This window comes from Thermodesulfobacteriota bacterium (genome assembly GCA_040753795.1).
Classification (GTDB): domain Bacteria; phylum Desulfobacterota; class Desulfobacteria; order Desulfobacterales; family Desulfosudaceae; genus JBFMDX01.
Map to the genome: position 1 here is coordinate 75,737 of JBFMDX010000011.1, position 19,228 is coordinate 94,964.

General features: G+C 59.3%; 17 protein-coding genes. 11 read left to right on the forward strand and 6 right to left on the reverse strand.

Annotation, left to right across the window (positions count from 1 at the left end; all coding sequences use genetic code 11):
- Positions 1-18: 18 nt before the first annotated feature.
- From AB1724_13360 to AB1724_13380, 5 genes are all read right to left on the reverse strand, one after another.
- The gene (locus AB1724_13360) at positions 19-1,167 is read right to left on the reverse strand and encodes an efflux RND transporter periplasmic adaptor subunit (protein MEW6078798.1); all 1,149 of its coding nucleotides are present in this window, start codon (positions 1,165-1,167) and stop codon (positions 19-21) included.
- A 159-nt stretch (positions 1,168-1,326) separates the two neighbouring features.
- Positions 1,327-1,881, reverse strand: a complete 555-nt coding sequence (locus AB1724_13365) for a LemA family protein (protein MEW6078799.1) — start codon at positions 1,879-1,881, stop codon at positions 1,327-1,329.
- Between the two features lie 40 nt (positions 1,882-1,921).
- Positions 1,922-3,388: a hypothetical protein gene (locus AB1724_13370; GenBank protein MEW6078800.1), complete on the reverse strand. Its 1,467-nt coding sequence runs from the start codon at positions 3,386-3,388 to the stop codon at positions 1,922-1,924.
- Between the two features lie 46 nt (positions 3,389-3,434).
- The gene (locus tag AB1724_13375; protein ID MEW6078801.1) at positions 3,435-4,001 is read right to left on the reverse strand and encodes a LemA family protein; all 567 of its coding nucleotides are present in this window, start codon (positions 3,999-4,001) and stop codon (positions 3,435-3,437) included.
- Positions 4,002-4,132: 131 nt separating this feature from the next.
- The gene (locus AB1724_13380) at positions 4,133-4,285 is read right to left on the reverse strand and encodes a hypothetical protein (GenBank protein ID MEW6078802.1); all 153 of its coding nucleotides are present in this window, start codon (positions 4,283-4,285) and stop codon (positions 4,133-4,135) included.
- A 144-nt stretch (positions 4,286-4,429) separates the two neighbouring features.
- Here AB1724_13380 and AB1724_13385 point away from each other — a divergent pair, with 144 nt between their 5' ends.
- The 7 genes from AB1724_13385 (at position 4,430) to AB1724_13415 (ending at position 10,468) form a co-directional block, all read left to right on the forward strand.
- Positions 4,430-4,933, forward strand: coding sequence for a hypothetical protein (locus tag AB1724_13385; GenBank protein ID MEW6078803.1), 504 nt, complete (start codon positions 4,430-4,432; stop codon positions 4,931-4,933).
- Positions 4,930-5,664 (forward strand): hypothetical protein, encoded by a 735-nt coding sequence (locus AB1724_13390; GenBank protein MEW6078804.1) that lies wholly within the window; start codon positions 4,930-4,932, stop codon positions 5,662-5,664. Before AB1724_13385 ends, AB1724_13390 begins: the two co-directional genes overlap by 4 nt.
- Positions 5,665-5,815: 151 nt before the next feature.
- A complete protein-coding gene (locus tag AB1724_13395; protein ID MEW6078805.1) occupies positions 5,816-6,886 on the forward strand; it encodes a calcium/sodium antiporter in 1,071 nt (356 codons plus the stop codon).
- Between the two features lie 233 nt (positions 6,887-7,119).
- Positions 7,120-8,211, forward strand: a complete 1,092-nt coding sequence (locus AB1724_13400) for an acyl-CoA dehydrogenase family protein (protein ID MEW6078806.1) — start codon at positions 7,120-7,122, stop codon at positions 8,209-8,211.
- 33 nt (positions 8,212-8,244) lie between these two features.
- A complete protein-coding gene (locus tag AB1724_13405; protein MEW6078807.1) occupies positions 8,245-9,435 on the forward strand; it encodes an acyl-CoA dehydrogenase family protein in 1,191 nt (396 codons plus the stop codon).
- Positions 9,436-9,451: 16 nt separating this feature from the next.
- Positions 9,452-9,649: a hypothetical protein gene (locus AB1724_13410; GenBank protein ID MEW6078808.1), complete on the forward strand. Its 198-nt coding sequence runs from the start codon at positions 9,452-9,454 to the stop codon at positions 9,647-9,649.
- 63 nt (positions 9,650-9,712) lie between these two features.
- The gene (locus tag AB1724_13415; GenBank protein MEW6078809.1) at positions 9,713-10,468 is read left to right on the forward strand and encodes a cyclase family protein; all 756 of its coding nucleotides are present in this window, start codon (positions 9,713-9,715) and stop codon (positions 10,466-10,468) included.
- 21 nt (positions 10,469-10,489) lie between these two features.
- Here the strand turns inward: AB1724_13415 and recC are convergent, their stop codons facing one another.
- Positions 10,490-13,759, reverse strand: a complete 3,270-nt coding sequence (gene recC, locus AB1724_13420; protein MEW6078810.1) for an exodeoxyribonuclease V subunit gamma — start codon at positions 13,757-13,759, stop codon at positions 10,490-10,492.
- 441 nt (positions 13,760-14,200) lie between these two features.
- Between recC and AB1724_13425 the strand changes: the two genes are divergently transcribed.
- The 4 genes from AB1724_13425 (at position 14,201) to AB1724_13440 (ending at position 18,975) form a co-directional block, all read left to right on the forward strand.
- On the forward strand, positions 14,201-14,566 hold the full coding sequence (locus tag AB1724_13425; GenBank protein MEW6078811.1) for a hypothetical protein: 366 nt from the start codon (positions 14,201-14,203) through the stop codon (positions 14,564-14,566).
- Between the two features lie 19 nt (positions 14,567-14,585).
- A complete protein-coding gene (locus AB1724_13430) occupies positions 14,586-16,190 on the forward strand; it encodes an NAD(P)/FAD-dependent oxidoreductase (GenBank protein ID MEW6078812.1) in 1,605 nt (534 codons plus the stop codon).
- Between the two features lie 38 nt (positions 16,191-16,228).
- Positions 16,229-17,200 (forward strand): hypothetical protein, encoded by a 972-nt coding sequence (locus AB1724_13435; protein ID MEW6078813.1) that lies wholly within the window; start codon positions 16,229-16,231, stop codon positions 17,198-17,200.
- Positions 17,201-17,265: 65 nt separating this feature from the next.
- Positions 17,266-18,975 (forward strand): NAD(P)/FAD-dependent oxidoreductase, encoded by a 1,710-nt coding sequence (locus AB1724_13440; protein MEW6078814.1) that lies wholly within the window; start codon positions 17,266-17,268, stop codon positions 18,973-18,975.
- Positions 18,976-19,228 lie beyond the last annotated feature (253 nt).

Here is a 19,228-nt window from a genome sequence, read left to right on the forward strand (position 1 = left end):
AACAGGGGGAAAGATGGTTCACCCCTGGGATTTAACGGTCACTTGCATGCCGGGCTGAAGCACCAGACCGCCGTCCACCACCACCTGATCGTCCGGGTTAAGGCCTTCGATGACAAACCACTGGTCTTCATGCCACTCGCCGACCGCCACCGGCCGTTTTTCGGCCTTGTTGTCCGCGCCGATGGTCCACACGAACTGGCCCCTGGCATCCTGCTGCACCGCGCGCTGGGGCACCAGGATGGCCTTGGGCCGGATGGCCCCTTTGATGCGGGCGCGGACATACTGGTTCGGCCGCAGCACGCCGTCGGGATTGTCCACGCTGGCCCGGACCAGGAACGTGCCGGTCTGGGGGTTGTACGAGGGCTCGGCGAAGGTGATCCGGCCCTTGTGCGGAAAAACCGATCCGTCCACCAGGACGACCTCGATCTCATAGCTCTTGTCCGGCGGGGGGACCAGCAGGCCGGCGGCGATCTGGTCGCGCAGCTTCTGCATCTGGTTTTCCGAAATGCTGAAATTCACCCACATGGGCGAGAGCACCTCCACCGTGGTCAGCAGGCTGTTCTGCTGGTTGATATAGGTGCCGTCCGCCTGTTTGGCCGAGCTGCTGGCGCCGGTCACCGGCGAGGTGATGGTGGTGTAGGACAGGTTCAACTCCTCGGCGTCCACCTGGGCCCGGGCCTGCTCCACGGCCGCGGCCGCCGACTGATACTGTCCGGTGGCGTCGTCCAGATCCTTCTGGGACAACGCCTTCTGTTCGACCAGGGGCTTGATGCGGTTGAGATTGAGACGGGCCGTTTCCAGGGCCGCCTCCTGCTTGGACAGGGCGGCCCTGGCCTGGGCCACCTGGGCCTTGAAGGGCCTGTCGTCCATCTTAAAAAGCACCTGGCCCTCCCTGACCACCGCGCCCTCGGTATAGAGGCGCTTGTCAAGAAATCCGCTGACCCGGGCCTGGATATTGACCATGTGGGAACTCTGGGTCTGGGCCACGTACTCGCCGGCCACCGGCACATCCCGGGGCTCCACTTTCATTACCACGACTTCCGGCGGGGGCTGGGCCGAAGGCGTTTGGTCTTTTTTGCATCCGGCCAGGAAAACGATTGCGCCGAGAAAAAGGATTAACATCAGCCCGAAGCCTGATGCTTTGATTTTATGCAGGTTTTTTTTCATTTGATTCCGCAAGCCTTTTCTGCTGGTTTCATACCGCGTTTATTCAGAATGATGCCAGATGCAAATTATTACACTATGATATTATTCATTATTCTGACCATACGCCGATTTTTCCGCAAAATTACATTTAAAGGAGCAAGTGTCAAGATTAAATACTCCTTATCCTGTTCTCTTATCCCCGGGCATGTCCAGGAGCGGATGGCGTTCAAACCCCAGCAGCCGGGCGAAAATCCGCTGGGGAAACTGTTCCCGCTGGATATTGTAGATCGTGACCGTGTCGTTGAAGAAAATCCGGCGGTCGGCGATCATCTCCTCCAGGGCGGAGACGCGTTCCTGAACACTCCGGTAAAGAATGTCCGCCTTGATGTCCGGGTATTGCTCGGCCGTTTGCCGCAACTGTCGCAACTGCGCCGACAGTTCGTTCTCGATCGTGGTCTTTTCGCCGGTATGCTTTACCTTGGCGTAACTCAGGCGGAGGCGCGTGATCTCTTCCAGCAGGCCGGCCTCATATTTGCCGTAAGCCCGGGCCAGATCGATCAGTTGGGGGATTTCCTCGTTGCGCTGGAGCAGGAGTACGTCGATATTATGCCAGGCCTTGCCGATGTTGTTCTTCACCTGGACCAGGCTGTTGAAGAGGCTGACCACATAGCCGACGCCGCCCAGGGCCGCGAACAGAAGCACAACCAACAGGATGATCATGAGTCCTGACAGCATCTGTTTTCCGCCCCCCGTCTTGAAAAGGAAATCCGATCCGTTACCAGTGCCCGGCCGTTATGATCAGAACCGTCGAAATCAGCGCCAGGGCCAGCGGCATTGCGACACTCAAATGAAAGTTTTTCCGGAACAGCGCCCTGGCTTCCTGCTCGCTGGTGTCGGTAATCACGAAAACATCGTGGGGCGTCCGGCCCGCCTTCCGTCCGAAGGGAATCAGAAACTGCAGCAGCGACTCCCCGCCATGCCGGGCCTGCAGGCGGGGTCGGATCACCAGGCGTTCCGGTCCGGTCGCGCCGGGCGGCGCGTCTTCCCGCATCTCGGCATGCCCGATCACATATGCCCGGTCTCCTTCCCGAAGAAAATAGGCGCGTTCGTACCAGGAGGGTTTCTCCGTATGACCGGTCAGTACGATTTCAAAGGTCCGCCGGCCGAAAAAGGCCGTCAGAACCGAGAGTAAGGGTCGGCGCAGGGCCACGGCCTCATGCACCGGATCCACCAGAATCCGGCCGCTGCCGTCGTCCAGATAGAACGCCTGCAAATTCCTCTGGTAGGAGCCGAGCATGCGCGTTCCTTCATAATCGGTTTCCGTGCCCTGCAGATGCCAGAAGAAGGAAAGAATCGTCCGGCTCGGATCCGGCGGCCCGTCCGGGTTCTCCCGGCCGCGGACCTGGCCGGAAAGTTCCGTCAGGCCCACGGCCGTCCCGGCCACTGAAGTCGTGGCCAGATCGTTCACCGCCAGGAACTGCCGCCAGCGCCAGAGGCCTTCCTGGGAAAAAGCGGCCAGCGCGTAGATCAGGCCGCAGGCCCCGAAAAAACAGTCCCAGTGCGGCAGAAAAACAAAGCCCCTATCCGGACCGTATCCCATCCCGAACATCAGGCCCCGGAAAAGCAGGCGAAAAACCGCGATCACCGCGCCCGTTCCGATTACATAGGTGAAGGCGTAGGCAAAGTACTGACCCCATGGGGTGGGCTGGTTTGCCGCGTCCGGCTGGGGAAAAATCCGGACAAGGACCTGCAGCAGGGGGCCGAGGACAAAATAGACGCCGCAGAACATCAGGAAGACCACCGGCCCGCCGGCTCCGAACAACTGGATCGTAAGCACGGCGACGATCAGAAGGAGAGGGCCGAGCACGAGAAACCGGCCGATAATCTTCAGCGAAACGGGAATGTCTACCTGCCAGGCGGTAATATAGCCGAAACTCCGCCCGCAGGCCGGGCATTCATAAGCCACTCCGTTTCTGCCGACAAGCCGGCCTCTGCCGCCGCACCGGGGACAGGGGACCGGAATCATGAAACACAGACGACTCGCCAGCAGGATCAGGCCGGTGACGACGGCCACGCAGGCAAGGGGGACGACCCATGGCGCCGGCTCCGGCCAACCCATCCGTCCGTGAATCCATTCCAGGGATTTGAACGTCAGAACGCCTCCGCCGACAATGGCCGCCAGAACCGCAACGATGGTAATGGCGGTATGCAGAAGAGCGGTCCAGTGGATTCTTATTTTCATCAGGGTTCAGACATGGCGGTGACCGGGCGTCAACCCGTGCCCGGGGCTATTTTCCAAAATCCATTCTGGCATCCTGCCGTTTCTCTTCCGGCACATCGAGGAACGAGTGGCGTTTCAGGGTCATGATTTTCGCCATGATCAGGTCGGGGAAACGCTCGATCTGGATGTTGTAGATATTGACGGCGTCGTTGTAGGCTTCACGAAAGTCCGCGATTTTCGATTCGATGCCCGAGACGCGCTCCTGGATCTGGATGAAGTTATGGCTGGCCTTGAGATCCGGGTACTGCTCCCAGACCGTGGACAGCTTCCCGAGCAGCTTGCCCATCTCGTTTTCGGCCTTGATTTTATCCTCGATTTCCCTGGCCATGGCGTATCCGGTCCGCAGTTCGGTCAGTTTGCTGAGCAAATCTCTTTCGTGTTTCATGTAGGCCTTGCAGGTATCGATAAGCTTTGGAATTTCATCGTGGCGCTGCTGCAGCACCACGTCGATGTTGTTCCAGGCCTTCTGCACGTTGTTGCGGACCGTGATCAGGCCGTTGTAAAGGCCGATGACGACCCCCGTCAGACCCAGCAGCAGAATGCCGGCGACAACCAGAAGAATGATGAAACTCATGGCAAGCCCTCACTATCCCGGATATGAAGCGGTTCGCTCAATTTATAAAATCATATATTATTCTGACCAGTTATGCAAACCGAATATGTTCCATGACCGGGCAGCCGGCAGGATTCGCCATCACCCCGTTTTTATCCCAGAACGTTGAGGATCAACCCCAGCCCACCGATAATGGCGAACGCCCCAATGGCGATCTGAAATTTCCAGCGGCCGGTCAGGTATGTCAGCGTAAAGCAATAGTTTATGTCCAGAATTTCTACCCGTAACAAGCACAACTTGGGCATGTCGAGCCTGTTGAGGATGCAAAGGCCCTGCCGTTGTTCAGGTTGACGCCCGGCTCCGGTCCTGATAAATAACAATACCTGACGCCATTATCTTTTCTTTACGAATCAGTCCCTGATCCTGTCATCTTTATGTCGGGGGAAAAGATGCGAATCCAGCTGTTGTTGATGCTGATAATGACAGCCATCGCCTTGGCTTCGGGGTGCGCCACAGCGCCGTCCACGGGCGGATGGCACGGCGACGTGTCGCGTCTCGGTACGCCCGGCGAGGTTCTGGCCGAAATCAACGTCGGCGAAGGCATGCTCGTGGAAACGGTGCCCCTGGATGAAGGAAGGCCCATCAACCTGCAGATCAACAAAAAAGAAGTCCCCAAGCATAAACCACTTTATCCCCGCGTCCTGACCATCGGACGCTTCAGCACGGTCCTGGGCAGCGGGTTCGCGCGGCCGGAGAACATCTATTACAGCAAGCGCATTGATTACCAGGGCAGGGATTATTTTGAAACAGACGGCCGGCGATACCTGGTCACCTGGAGATGCGACCATCGCCACCGGCCGGCCGACCCGGATCCCGACATTTACTCGGTCCGGATTCAACGGCTGTATCCCCCGGCTGAATCACCTCCGGCCCCCGGGAAGCGGGAACAATGACGGTGAGACGGCTTGGATATACTGCCCTGTGCCTGTGGGGTGTACTGGCCTTTCACGGGCCGCAGTTGTGGCTCATGGTCTTTCTGTTCTCCCCGCGAACCGGAGATGGCGGGCTGAAGGACGCCCTGTTCAACGCCCTGGTCCTGTTGCTGTGGGGGACGATCCACAGCCTTCTGGCCCGGGACCCGATAAAAAACCGCATTGCCCGGGTGGTAGGGCCGGACTTTGTCAAGCTGGTTTATGTGTCCGTGGCCGGGATCACCCAGTGCCTGCTCCTGTTCCTGTGGCGGCCCCTGCCTGGATGGCACTGGCAGGCCCAAGGGTTGCTTTACTGGATTCTGACATTTCTATTTCTAGCCAGCATGACGGCCGTGTTTGTCTCATCCCTGCTTCTGGATTACATGGAAGCATTAGGAATCCGGTCCGTCATCCGCCGCATGCGCCGCCAGCCTTACCGGCCTATGCCGTTGTCCTTACGCGGCCCTTATGCCTACTGCCGGCACCCCGTTTACCTGTTTACGCTTTTCTTCCTGTGGCTGGGACCGACCATGAACTGGACCAAGCTGGAGTTCTCCCTGCTGGCGACGCTCTATGTCATCGCCGGCATGTTCCTGGAAGACCGGGACACGGCCCGGCATCTGGGGCCGGCTTACGCGGAATACAGGAATCATGTGCCGATTCTGATCCCCCGGCTCAAACCGTGGAAGCCCCGTACGAACTTCTTCCGGTGAACGATCATCCTCGGGAATATATTTACAGGTTAGCCTGACTCCGCATTATGTTTCTTGCTTCTTTCAAGCCCGTCATGATATCTCCGGAACGAAAAATGCGAAAACGATTTTTAGAGATCTCCTTAAACCATATTCAGAAGGGTCACTGGCCATGACGATTCTACTGCTGATCATCGGACTTGTTCTGCTGGTTGCGGGCGCGGAAGCGCTTGTCCGGGGGGCGTCCGGCATTGCCTTTGCCATGAAGGTCCCGCACCTGATTATCGGTCTTACGGTGGTGGCCTACGGAACCAGCACACCCGAGCTGGCCGTAAGCGTTTTTTCAGGCTTGAGCGGCCAGCCGGACATCGCGCTTGGCAATGTCGTGGGCAGTAACATTTTCAACGTGCTGCTCATCCTGGGGTTGTCCTCCATGATCGTGCCGCTGGTCGTTTCCAGTCAACTGGTCCGTTTTGACGTGCCTGTCATGATAGCCGTATCCATTCTTACGTTTGTCATGGGTATGGACGGAAAACTCGGGCGTCTGGACGGCGGGATTCTCTTTACCGGAGCGGTTGCCTACACGTTGATTCTGATCCGCATGGGCCGGAAGGAAGGCAACCTGGATTCGGATGACCCCGGTGACCAGGAAAAGACAAAGGCGGACACCGCTGCTGCCCGATGGATAATAAACATTCTGTTGGTCCTCGGCGGGCTTGGGCTTCTGGTTGCCGGCTCCCGTTTACTGATCAACAGTTCCATCGTCATTGCCCGGCATCTGGGCGTCAGCGAGCTGGTCATCGGGCTTACGCTTGTCGCCGCCGGGACATCACTGCCGGAACTGGCGACTTCCGTCGTGGCCGGAATCCGCGGACAGCGGGACATCGCCGTGGGCAATGTGGTCGGCAGCAATATCTTTAACATTCTGGCCGTTCTGGGGCTTTCCAGCCTGATTTCCCCGACCGGCGTCACGATTTCGACCACGGCCATGCGGTTCGACATCCCGTTCATGATCGCCGTGGCCGTGGCCTGCCTGCCTATTTTCTTCACGGGTTATATTATTGCCCGCTGGGAAGGGCTGCTGTTTGTGCTCTATTATGGGGCCTATACATTATATCTTTTTCTGGCCGAAGCGAACCGTTCCGCATTGAACACTTTTGATCAGGCCATGATCTATTATATTTTTCCGCTGACGGCCGTCACCCTGACTGTTCTGGCCTGGCGGGAGCTAAAACGCCCCTGACTTGCGGTGTTCCGTCGCAAAAAGCGCCTGTGAGCTCCGGCACCCGTCCAGAAAACCATTGACAGGAAAAGCCGGTCCTGCGTAAATAATGGCCGGGGGTTTCCTTCCGGTAGACCGGCCCCGTCTGTCAACAGCTTCTTTTCGCATGAAAGCCGTCGCGGGGGTAAACACCCCTAACCCAACTGCCTTGGCAACGAAAGCCACTCAACCTGCAATCCACAACGAGGAACGCCATGGATTTTTCAATGTCTCCCCAGCAGAAAATGGTCAAGGACGAAGTCGCCCGACTGGTCAGGGAAATTGTCCTTCCCCGGGCCCGGGAAAACGACCGGACCGGCGCCATCCCGGATGACGCCCTGCAGAAAGCCTGGGAGTTAGGTGCTTCAGTCTCCATGGTGCCCGAGGAGTATGGCGGATACGGCGCCCCGGATTCGCCGGTGGAGAGCACCATTATTCTGGAGGAACTGGCCTACGGCGAAATGGCCTTTGCCATGGCCGCAACGGCCCCGTCCCTCTTTCTTCATCCTCTGGCCGAAATGGGCACGTTGGAACAGAAGAAAAAATATCTTCCCCTCTACTGCCGGGACACCTTTGCCGCCTGCGTCATGGCGATCAATGAGCCCCATTACGGGTTTGATCCGGTGGATCTGAAGACCGAGGCGGTTATGAAGAACGGCGCCTATGTTTTAAACGGGGAAAAATGTTTTGTGCCCCTGGCGAAAAAAGCGGGTCACCTGCTGGTGGCCGCCGTCCTGGACGGAAAGAGCAACCTCTTTATCGTCAGCGCCGACAATCCGGGCATGGCGATCGGCGACAGGGAGACCAACCTGGGTAACTATTCCCTGGAAACGTATCCGGTCAGCCTGAACAGCTGCGAAGTTCCGGCTGAAGACCGCCTGGGCGGAGATAACGGCTGCGATTACGCCCGCGTTCTGCAGAAATGCCGGGTGGCCATGTCGGCCATGGCCACGGGCGTGGCCCGGGCCGCCTTTGACCATGCCCGGCAGTATGCCGTGGACCGGCACCAGTTCGGCGAACCCATCGCCTTTCGCCAATCCATCGCCTTCATGGTGGCGGAGATGGCCTACGAGGTGGAGGCCATGCGCTTTCTGACCTGGAAGGCGGCCTCGCGCCTGGAGGCCGGCCGGGACGCCCGCCGGGAAGCTTACCTGGCCAGGCTCTACGCCGGTGAGAAGGCCATGCTGATCGCGGACTACGGCGTGCAGATTTACGGCGGCCACGGCTACATCCGGGAATACCCCTTGGAACGGTTTTACCGGGACGCCCGGGGGGTGTCGATCCTGGAAGGCATGGCCACGGTCTAATCAACGATAACAAGGTCCTCAGCGGAGGGAACCATGATCAACCTGGAATTTTCGGAAAGCATGACCAAAATGGTTAACGGCGTCAAAATGGTGGCGCAGAACATGCTGCGTCCCATCGCCCGCAAATACGATCAGCTGGAGCACGAGTACCCGAAGGAACTGGATGTGTTCCGGGGGGCGCCGCTTTTTTCCCGGTCCGGGAAGAAAAAAGAAGGAGAGAAGAAACCCGCCGCCAGGGAAGGCAAAACCGGGCCCAACCTGGGCCAGATCCTCAGCGTGGAAGCCATGTGCTGGGGAGACGCCGGGCTGCTCATGTCCATTCCCAACGCCGGGGTGGGCAACGCCGCCCTGGTGGCGGTCGGCACGGAAGAACAGATCCGGAAATTCGGCGGCAAGTGGATCGCTTTTGCCAACACCGAGCCCGAGGTGGGATCCGATGCCGGCGCCATCACCACCACGGCGGAAGCAGACGGCGACGAGTGGGTCATCAACGGAGAAAAAATTTTCGTCACCTGTGCCGAGCGGTGCGACGCGGTGGTGGTCTGGGCTACACTGGATAAAAGCGCCGGCAAGTCCGGTATCAAACCGTTTCTGGTAGAAAAAGGCACGCCGGGCATGAAGCTGGAGCACCTGGAGAGCAAGTGCGGGCTGCGGGCCTCGGACACGGGCACCTTCGTTTTTTCCGACTGCCGCATCCCCAGAGAAAACATCCTCGGCAGCGCCGAAATCGACCGGACCACCGAAGGGTTCAAAGGTGTCATGAAAACCTTTGACATGACCCGGCCCATGGTGGCCTCCATGGCCAACGGCCTGGCCGCCGCCTCTCTCGATCTGATCCGGGAAACCATGGAGAAAAACGGGACGGTTTTCGATTACGATAAAGCCCCCAACCGGGTCAGCGCCGCGGAGAAAGAATACTACCTGATGGAGGCCAATCTGGAAGCCATGAGGCTGCTGACCTACAAGGCGGCCTGGATGGCGGACAACGACCAGCCCAACAACCTGGAGGCCTCCATGGCCAAGGCCAAATCCGGACGATGCGCCGCCCTGATTGCCCAGAAGTGTTGCGACCTGCTGGGTCCCCTGGGCTGGACCACCCGGGAACTGGCCGAAAAATGGATGCGGGACGTAAAAATAATGGACATCTTTGAGGGGACCGGCCAGATCCAACACCTGATCGTGGCCCGGAATATATTGAAGCTGTCGAGCAAAGAACTCAAGTAGCAGGCAGGGAGGAGGCATGAATCCGCTGAAGGTAAAAATCTTTACCTATTTTTCCCTGAACATCAATCCGCCCAATGAGGTTCAGATGAATCGCTGGCTGGCCGACCACCCGGACATTGAAATCGTCAATATGCTCCAGTCCGAGTCCATGGCCACGAGGAACGAACAGGTGGAACGGAACCTGAGTATCACCATCGTCTACCGGGAGCCCTGACCCGCTGAAAAAAAACGGGGCCGGAATGACACCCGGCCTATTCGGAACAGTAGACTATCGCCCATGAAAATCATCGACCTTTCCGCCACCATCTGCTCCGCGCCCCCGGACAGCGCGGTCTTTGACGCCATTCACATCTCTTATTCCAGCCACGCGGAAGGAGCGGCCCAGGCTTCGGCCCTGCTCAATGTCCCGGTCACGGCCTTCCGCAACGATGAGGGTTGGGCCACCGAGGAAATTACCCGGATGGGCACCCACAGTTCCACCCACGTTGACGCGCCCTGGCACTACAACAGCTCCATCGACGGCTGGCCCGCCGAGACCATCGACCGGCTGCCCCTGGAATGGTTTTTCGGCAACGGCGTGGTTCTGGACATGACCCACAAGTCCAGGGGGAACCCGGTGACCGGGGACGATATCCGATCGGCCCTTGACGCCATCGGATACGCTCTGAAACCCCTGGATATCGTGCTGATTCATACCGGGTGTGACAAATATTACGGAGCGTCCGACTATATCTTCCACGGTCCCGGGGTGACCGCCGAAGCGACGATATGGCTGATCGACCAGGGCATCCGGGTCATGGGCATTGATGCCTGGGGATGGGATGAGCCCCTGGACCTGGAAGCCGCCCGGGCCGCGGAAAAACAGGAAAAAGGCGTGTTCTGGGCGGCCCACCAGGTGGGCCGCTCCTACTCCCACATTGAGCGCCTGGTCAACCTGTCGGCCCTGCCCGCCCACGGGTTCAAAGTCGCCTGCTTCCCGCTGAAGATCAAGGGTGCCAGCGCCGGACCGGCCCGGGTGGTGGCCATTTTATGACTAAAGGCCATCTCTAAGCCATCAGGCTCTCAAATGTCGAAAAACCGGCCCGTATACAGCCAGGGCAATGCGCCGAAAGCGCTCATCGTCCAGCACGGTCTCGTCAAAACAGCGGCTGACATGGACATCCTCACCCTCACCGGGTCGCCGGTCGTTTGACCGCCATCGGCCGACGGCAGCGGTCCGGGCCGCCTCAACTGATTTGCCCTCAATGATTGTCTCCGCCAGGGCCAGGGATGTTGCCGGAAAAAAGGGCAGCGGCGCGGTCAGGCCCTGATAAAACAACCCGACCAGTTCGACCAGGTACGCGGCCGCCTCCTCTCCGGCCATCTCCGTAAACGTCTTCGGATCATCGGTACCAATGAGATGCGTTGACCGTGCCGGTCCGTTTTTCACGACGGCGTTTACGGCCAGATGGTACACCCAGGCCCGAAGGATGTCCGCCGCCTTGATGCCGGCGCAGCGGTAAAAAAGCTGCCCCCGGGGATAGAGACCGTCCGCCACTCCCTGCAAAATCGTCTGTCGTGAATCATTCAAGCGGCATTCGATGCTTTCCGGCTCAATCGGGCCTCCTTCCAGATACGGGAAAACGACCTCCGCAAACCGCCTCGCTTCCGTTTCATGGGTTTCCCAGGCGATCTCGCCGAAACTGCCGTGGGGCAGCCTTCCGGAAGCCTTGATGACGGCAAGGGCGGTCTCTCTGTCCCGGCCGTAGCGGACAAAGGCATCCACCAGGTCCTGCCGGATCAGGTACTGCTGCAGAAAATCCAGTGAAAAGGGCTCCCGGTCTTCGGCGCGCTCCTTGTCGGCGACCGCGAAATCCAGGTTCAGCCGGGTTTTCAGGAGAAAAGCCGCCGGGTTCCTGAAAAAAGAGACCAACTGATCCAGGCCGAGAGGCTGCCACGTTTCACCGGGCGGTTCCGGCAGGAGGCGGTCGAACAGCCTCCGGGGCGGTGATTTGCCTTCCCGGTTACGCAGGGCGGCAGCATAATTTTCCTCCGAGTAGGAAAACAGCCCGACGCTGTCCTGAAAATACTTCGGTGAAAACGGCTGCAGCGGGTGCCGGGTCACCACCTGTTCGAGAAGACGGGTTCCGTCACCGGTCGTAAAACCCCGCTCGAGATATTCCAAAAGTTCGCGGACCAGTGAGGAGGGAGGCATCAGACTGTTATCCCGGATATCCTGTCCGACATAACTGACGATCAGAAATTTCCTGGCCGAAAGCAGGCTTTCCAGAAAAAGGTAGCGGTCTTCAAACGTCTTGGAAAAATCGCAGAGCCGCCGTTGTTTTTCCAGCAGGTCAAATCCGGGACGGTGGCTTGTCCGGGGAAAATCGCCGTCACTCATGCCCAGCAGGCAGACCACTTTAAAGGGAATGCTCCGCATGGGCAGCAGCGTACAGAAAGTAACACCGTTGCTGATAAACCCGGATGAGCGGGAAGCGCCGGCCAACCGGCTCTCCAGATAGTCGCGAATAACATCAAGGGACACGGGGTCCCGGAATCCGGTAAGCTCGGAAACAGCGGTCAGCCCGCCGTCCAGGATCATGCGCCGGATTTCCATGATGTCGTTTTCCGTGGCCTCATCATCCGCCAGAAAAAAATCCGTCAGAATGCCGTTTAACGTATCGGTCCACTCCGGAAGGGTTTTGGATGTCTTCAGGGAGCGACACCGGTTAACAAGCGTCCGGACAAAACTGACGGCTTTACCCAGCGTCCGGGAGCTTTCTTCCTCAAACTCCCCCCAGGGCAGAATACCGGCGAACATCTTTTCCGGGGACGACGGCGGCAGGGCGTGACCCAGCAGCATCCGGTCCAGCCCGAAAGCCCAGGTATTCTCGTAAAAATCGGGCAGTCCCAGGCCGGCCCGGTAGGCGCCGTCGATCCCCCAGCGAATTCCCGCCGCTTCCACCCATCCCCTGACCCGGTTCAGATCATGCCCGCTCAAACCGAAACGATTCCGGACCGCGGAGTGCCCCAGCAGGTCGAGAACGTCCGGCGCGCGATAGCGGTTTCTGTCCATGGTGAGAATGGCCAGCAGGGCGCCGGTCACGGTATTGGCCTGTCTAACGGTGGCATCGGCGATGGAATAGGGAATCATCGCGGCGGGATGTTCCGGGGCGTCAAAAACGGCCTGGATCAGCGGTGCGTACGCGGCCACATCGGGCATCATGACCACGATATCCCTGGGCTGTACGCCGGCATCGCTTTCCAGGATGGCCATCAGCCGGTCATGGAGTACCTCCACTTCGCGAATGGGGCTGTGGCAGACGTGAACCTGGATGCTGGCGTCGTCCGCTGCGACCGTCCGGCGGTTCTGCCCGTCGCCGTCCACCAGATTGAGGACATCCGACTGCACCGCTGTCAACATATCGCCGCCGCCCGGATCGGAGAACAGATCCTCCCCGGCATCTCCCAGCCGGTTCAGCAGAAAGCTGAAAAACTCCCGGCCGGCGGTTCCCAGGGAAGACAACAGCCGGTTGCCCTCATCCACACAGGCTGCCTCTTCCGGTACCCCTTCAGCGGCAAACCGCGCCATTTCCTTCTCGCTGAACACATATTCCCAGTACTGGCGGCAGGGGTTCATGTAATAGACGTCCACATCGATCTGTTCGGCAAGCTTGAGAAAAAAATCCACGTAATACGGGGCCAGGGTGGAGATACCGAAAACGGAAATCCTTTCCGGAAGCCCCGCCAGAGGCGCCGGCGCGCTCAACAGCCGGTAATGAAGCGAGGCCGGGTCCATCCCGCGGGCCTGCGGCGGCAAATCGTCCAGGATTTTCCGCCACAGGATCGACTGCCACCGGGAAGCCGGTTGAACGGCCAGGGGGTTTTTCCCCCGACTCCAGGCGAGAATGACATCCGGCCGCAGGAGGCAGTATCGCCCCAGCATTTCGGCGATCTGCCGGGCCAGATAAAAGCGGTTCAGGCCGGTGGTGTCTTCCCGGAGGTAATGTTTCAGATCGGCAAATTCCCGGTCATCCAGGAGGCCGGGTAGCGTCTTCATGACCGACCAGGTCAAGGTTTCCGGCGAGAAGATGGATGGATCCCCGGCGGCCAGCACCCGCTGATAAAGGTCCTGCGCCAGCGACTTGGGGAACAGGTAAGCGATATTGGCGCAAACCCCATGGGCATCGGCCAGTTGCAGGCTCAGCCATTTCTGCATGCCTTCGCTCTGGACGACGATGACCTCCGGCTGCAGGGGCGGCGGAGGCTGCTCACGCATCCGTCCGGCCAGCCGTTCCGTAAGATTTTCCAGCCGGTTGCCGGTAAATAAATGAAATCCCGCCATGGCAGTTGCCGCTCCGGTTGTGCTACAGGTCTGAATAAGGTCCCCGCGGCTGATGCGACAGCCGTCTTTCTCTGGTTTTGGAAAAAAACCATACCACGAGGAACGGCGGCTATTCAATCGTTATCGCCCCGGCAGCCGGTTCATTTTTTTCTTGACAAGGGGGCCGTATCGTCATAACCTTATACCACTTTGTGGCATACTTGGTGTCCTGATTAAAGATTTTTATTTTTTTTTGGCCTGAAGGTCACCGTCGGTGACCCGATCGTCGGCACCAAGCAGCCCGGAGGGTCGCAACTCCGGCAGTCAATCATTAATTAGTAAATGGAAAAACAATAAAAACAATTTGATGGCAACGATTCGGTCCTTCAGGTCACCGCCGGTGACTGGCGACTGAATCACCGGCAGCACCAGATATATAATGATCAATCAAGGAGATCGGCTATGAAAATGTGGTCAAAAGGGTTGGGACGGACCGAGCTTTCCATGAACCCGGAAAGATGCCGCATCATGAAGGACCCGGGCAGCGACAATCTCATCGTCTACGGCAATGTCGCCGACCCGGTCGACTGGGAGTTCAAAATCACCATCCTTCCCGAAGACTTCCCCGGTTTTATCCGGATGATCGTCCGGTACACGGTCATCCGGCACTTCTTCAGGTACCTGGTACAGACCGTACTGGCGTTGCTGGGACTGGGGAAGAAAATGGGGGCTCCCGAAAAGAACCTGATCGAAAAGGTGGACCAGACCTATGACCAGATCATGAATCCCACCATCCATCAACGGCCCAAGATGACCCGGGTGGCATAGAAAGAAAGGAGACGGCTTTATGGTCGGCAACAGGAAAGAGTATGATGTGGCGGTAATCGGCGGCGGTCCCAATGGCCTGATCTGCAGCGCCTACCTGACCCGGGCCGGGCTGAAGGTAATCCTGCTGGAAGCCCGGCACGAAACCGGCGGCGGGCTGGACACCCTGGAGTTCGCCGGGCACAAGTACAACCTGCACGCGATTTACCACATGATGGCCGACGTCATGCCGGTCTATCAGGATTTCGGCCTCAAGGAGCGCGGCGTCAAGTACATCTTTCCCGACGCCCAGGTGGCCTATATCAACAAAGGCCGGAAGCCCCTGATCCTGTACCGGGACATCGAGAAAACAGCGGCGCACATCGCCGGCGTCTTTTCGGAAAAGGACGGCCGGGCTTACGCCGCCTTCATGAACGATGCCCGGGAATTCTTCGACAAGATCCTCCTGCCCTACACCTATGTGCCGCCCAAGGGCCTCCTGGACCAGTACACGGCCCTGCAGAACGGCCGCGACGACGCCGGCCGGCGCTTCAACGAGATCGCCGAGTTCACGCCGGTGGAAATCCTGGAACGCTACGGCTTCACGGACCCCCTCAAGGCCATGCTGCTCAACCTCTTCACCATGTGGGGCCTGTCCAACTACGACGGCATCGGCTTTCTCTTCCCGCTATACGCCTACCGCATGACCAACGCCGCCCTCGTTTCCGGCGGCTCCCACCGCCTCTCCTCGGCCCTGCACAAGGTCATCATCCAGAACGGCGGCGAGATCATGGACGCGGCGGAAGTCGCCAAGGTGAATCTTCAGAACGGCCGGGTGACCGGCGTGACCCTGAAAGAGGGGGACGTCATCAAAGCCACGGCCGTGGCCTCGACCGTGGACCCCCACCAGAATTTCCTCAAGTTCTTCAAGGAAAGCGAGCTGCCCGAGGCCATCGTCAAGAGCGCCAAGTCCTGGCAGTGGGAAAAAGCGGTCTTCTTCGGCACCCATATCTCCCTGAAGGACCTGCCGGTATACGCCGGCACGGACCAGTGCCCCGACGCCAGCCGCGCCCTGACCACCTTCATGGGCATCGAGGACACGGCAGCGGTCCTGGGCCATATCCAGGAGATCGAGAAGGGCAAGCTGCCGCCAACGCCCTTCGGCCACGCCACCATCTCCTCTCAGTACGACCCCATCATGGCGCCGAAAGGATTTCACACCGGCCGCTGGGAATCCCTGGTGCCCTTTGACTGCGACTGGGACAACATCGCCGGCGATTACGCCAAGGTCTGCCTGGAGACGTGGAAATCCTACGCCCCAAACCTGGCGCCCATCCACGTCCGGCCCTACCCGCCGACCTACATCGAGAAAAAATTCAAGAACATGGTCAAAGGGTCCATCAAACAGGGCTCCTACAACGTGCTCCAGATGGGCATTTCCCGGCCCAACGACCTCTGCTCCCAGATCTTCACGCCCATCGAAGGCTTTTATGTCTGCGGCGCCAGCACCTATCCCGGCGGCCTGGTCATCGGCGGGCCCGGGTATATCGGCGCCAATGTGATCGCCGACGATTTTGACGTCAAGAAAGACTGGGAGGAGCCGGCGTCCCTCAAGCTGGCCAGACAGAACGGGTTCATCCCGGATTAAATCCAAAAAACGCCAAGGCTGCAACCAAGGAGGCCATCATGAACCAACCCCGTCCCGACATGACGGCGGAACAATACACAGAAATACTGGTCGCCGAGTTGATGAAGACCGACGACTTCAAACGGGTCACCCGGTCCTTTGTCCATGAGATGCTGACCAACTGGGCCGGGGAAAGCGGCCTGAAGAAATGGATGGCGCCGTCCCTCGAGAAGCGGATGCAAAAGTCCCTGCTCGGGCCGGAAGCTCAGCCGGCGGCCGAAGAAACCGCGCCCGCCACCGAAGCAGCGGACCTGACCGCCCCGCTGATCGCCCTGGTCAACGACCTGCTGGACCGGGTCGAGCAGTTGGCAAAAATTCTGGACGGGCTGGACCCGGACAAGGCGGAGGCCCTGGCCGAAGTCGTTGTCTCCGGCGTCCGCTTCGAGAAAATGGCGGCCCTGGCGGGCCCGCTTGCGCGGGCGCTGACCCGGATCCGCGAAAAGCGCCCCACCTTCCTGACCGACCTTCTGCGGGAGCGCCTGACCGCCGGGGTGGAGGGCCTGGACTTCAATACCGCCACGGCCTTCCTGGCCGCCGCCGGCACGGACCTGGCGGCCGTCAGCCGGATCATCAACCAGGCCCTGTGGCAGTCGCCCGACCGGCTGGCGGAAGCCCTGACGGTCCTTCCGGCGGCCGTCAACCTGCTGACCCGGGTGGCCGCCGAATATCTGCAAAGATTCAGCAAGCTGAAAATACAGGAAATCACCGACATCTTTCTCCAGTTGCTGGACCGGATTGACGGTGAATCCCTGGGGGCGCTGATCAATGCCTGGGCTCAAATCAATCGCAAGGTGATAAGAGGCGCGCGGCAGCTGCTGGATCCGGCCATGGACATCCCGTCCTCGGAAAATGTCCTGCTGCGCAAGGTCGAAGAGATCGGCAGCCACGTCGACCCCGACCTGATCTTCAACCTGCGTCTGGGCCTGGAGGACATGAAGGGACCCCTGCGGGAATGGATGAAGGCCGACTGAGAAAGACTCTTTACCGGTTTATAGTGACAGGATTTTAAATTTATATTTTGGGGAGGAAATCAATCATGGCAGACTATGATGTCATCATCATCGGCGGCGGTATCAACGGGCTGACCTGCGCGGGTTACCTGGCCCGGGCCGGCCTGAAAACCCTGGTGCTGGAAGCCCGGGGGGAATGCGGCGCCCACTGCGACACCACCGAACCCGGCGTTCCCGGATTTTACCACAACCTGCACGCCACCTGGCTGATCTCGGCCATGAGCCCGGCCATGGGCGACCTGGAATTGTCGAAGTTCGGGCTGGAACACCGCACCACCGACTACGTCTACGCCAAGACCTTCCAGGACGGCAAGAACGTCCTGATCGGCATCAACCCCATGGACACCAAGAAGAGCTGGTCCAAACATTCCCAGAAGGACGGGGACATCATCATGAAGCTGGGTATGCTGGCCATGAAAAAATTCCCCCTGTTCATGGACTCCATCCACAACTTTCTCTACCGGGCCCCCTCCGAAGAGATGAAGAAGAACATCGGTGAGCTGTACGACATGATGTTCCGGGAACTGGGCAAGGACCTGACCTTCGACCAGGTCTGGAACATGAACGGCTTTGAAACGACCGCCGCCCTGTTTGAATCCGACCAGGTCAAGACCATGCTGGAATCCCTGGCCTGGATCGGGGCCCTGCCGCCGATCCACCCGACCGTGGGATCCATCGGCGTCTCGGTGGAAGGGCTCCTGCTCGGCCCGATCTTTCCCGTTCACCAGGCCAAGGGCGGCTCCCACTCCCTGACCCACTCCCTGATCAAGGCGGCCACGGCCTACGGCGCCAAGGTCCTGACCTGCTGCCCGGTCAAGAAAATCCTGGTGGAAAACGGCGCCGCCTGCGGCGTGGTCCTGGCCGACGAAGCCATCTGGTCCAACCAGACCATCACCGCCAAAAAAATCGTCAGCAACCTGACCTGCGTCCCCACCTTCAAATACCTCGTCGGTGAGGACCACCTGGGCGGCATGGCCGCCACCATCGACCGCTTCGACTACAACGAACAGAACCTGTTCGGGGTATACTACGCCTTAAACGGCGCGCCCCAGTTCGAGTCGGCCAATTTCGACGACGGCATTCAGCGCTGCTTCATGGGGTATTTCGGCGGCAAGACCTCGGAAGAACTCCGGCGGTTCAACCAGGACCTGGTCGACGGCGTCATCCACGAGAAAATCTGCGCCAACTGGTTTGTCCCCACCCTGACCGACCCCACCCAGGCCCCCGACGGCTGCCACACCTCCTTTGTCTGGCTGGACGCGCCGCCGCGGCCGAAAAAATGGCGAAAGGGCCCCTTGAACGGCATCGAATCCTGGAATGACATCAAAGACGAGCTGGCCGACGACATCACCGACGTTTACGAGCGGTACGCGCCGGGCTTCAAGAAACTGATCAAGGACCGCATCATCTACACCCCCCTGGATATGCAGCACAACAACCCTTCCGCCCTGCTGGGCAACTGGGTCGGCGGCAGCGTCATTCCCGGCCAGTTCTACACCAACCGGCCGGTGCCGGGCGTGCTCAGGGGGGGCGGGTCCCGGACCTTCGTCAACAACCTCTACCTGTCCAACTCCATTCACCCCTTCGGCGCCACCTGGCTGGCCTCGGGATATATCGCCGCCTGCGAGGTGGCCGAGGACCTGGGCGCCCGGGAGCAGGGCTGGTGGAAGAGCAAGGCCTGCCGCTGGCTGTTCGACAATATGAGCGATATACCCAAGAACCTGGGGGTAAAGTAAGAAGGTTACTTTTCTTTGGCGCAAAGAAAAGTAACCAAAAGAAACATTGCCCGGCAGCGCCGGTCACGCTACGGGCGTGACTTCCCTCGCGCGAACGCTTTTTTCGGCGCGGTCAGTAACTCGTTCGCCTGCGGCGAACTCAGACAGTCTGCCCGCTTTTTCCGAAAAAAGCGCCCGAGCTCGGCGGCGCTGCAACGGGCCGAGATGATCGGTATTTGTCCGGCCGGACCAATGAAGTCAATGAAGGCTTTGT

Bases quoted from the DNA above. Each gene is read 5' to 3' on its own strand.
- AB1724_13360 (MEW6078798.1), bottom strand. From the start codon at position 1,167: ATGAAAAAAAACCTGCATAAAATCAAAGCATCAGGCTTCGGGCTGATG.
- AB1724_13365 (MEW6078799.1), bottom strand. From the start codon at position 1,881: ATGCTGTCAGGACTCATGATCATCCTGTTGGTTGTGCTTCTGTTCGCG.
- AB1724_13370 (MEW6078800.1), bottom strand. From the start codon at position 3,388: ATGAAAATAAGAATCCACTGGACCGCTCTTCTGCATACCGCCATTACC.
- AB1724_13375 (MEW6078801.1), bottom strand. From the start codon at position 4,001: ATGAGTTTCATCATTCTTCTGGTTGTCGCCGGCATTCTGCTGCTGGGT.
- AB1724_13380 (MEW6078802.1), bottom strand. From the start codon at position 4,285: ATGCCCAAGTTGTGCTTGTTACGGGTAGAAATTCTGGACATAAACTAT.
- AB1724_13385 (MEW6078803.1), top strand. From the start codon at position 4,430: ATGCGAATCCAGCTGTTGTTGATGCTGATAATGACAGCCATCGCCTTG.
- AB1724_13390 (MEW6078804.1), top strand. From the start codon at position 4,930: ATGACGGTGAGACGGCTTGGATATACTGCCCTGTGCCTGTGGGGTGTA.
- AB1724_13395 (MEW6078805.1), top strand. From the start codon at position 5,816: ATGACGATTCTACTGCTGATCATCGGACTTGTTCTGCTGGTTGCGGGC.
- AB1724_13400 (MEW6078806.1), top strand. From the start codon at position 7,120: ATGGATTTTTCAATGTCTCCCCAGCAGAAAATGGTCAAGGACGAAGTC.
- AB1724_13405 (MEW6078807.1), top strand. From the start codon at position 8,245: ATGATCAACCTGGAATTTTCGGAAAGCATGACCAAAATGGTTAACGGC.
- AB1724_13410 (MEW6078808.1), top strand. From the start codon at position 9,452: ATGAATCCGCTGAAGGTAAAAATCTTTACCTATTTTTCCCTGAACATC.
- AB1724_13415 (MEW6078809.1), top strand. From the start codon at position 9,713: ATGAAAATCATCGACCTTTCCGCCACCATCTGCTCCGCGCCCCCGGAC.
- recC (MEW6078810.1), bottom strand. From the start codon at position 13,759: ATGGCGGGATTTCATTTATTTACCGGCAACCGGCTGGAAAATCTTACG.
- AB1724_13425 (MEW6078811.1), top strand. From the start codon at position 14,201: ATGAAAATGTGGTCAAAAGGGTTGGGACGGACCGAGCTTTCCATGAAC.
- AB1724_13430 (MEW6078812.1), top strand. From the start codon at position 14,586: ATGGTCGGCAACAGGAAAGAGTATGATGTGGCGGTAATCGGCGGCGGT.
- AB1724_13435 (MEW6078813.1), top strand. From the start codon at position 16,229: ATGAACCAACCCCGTCCCGACATGACGGCGGAACAATACACAGAAATA.
- AB1724_13440 (MEW6078814.1), top strand. From the start codon at position 17,266: ATGGCAGACTATGATGTCATCATCATCGGCGGCGGTATCAACGGGCTG.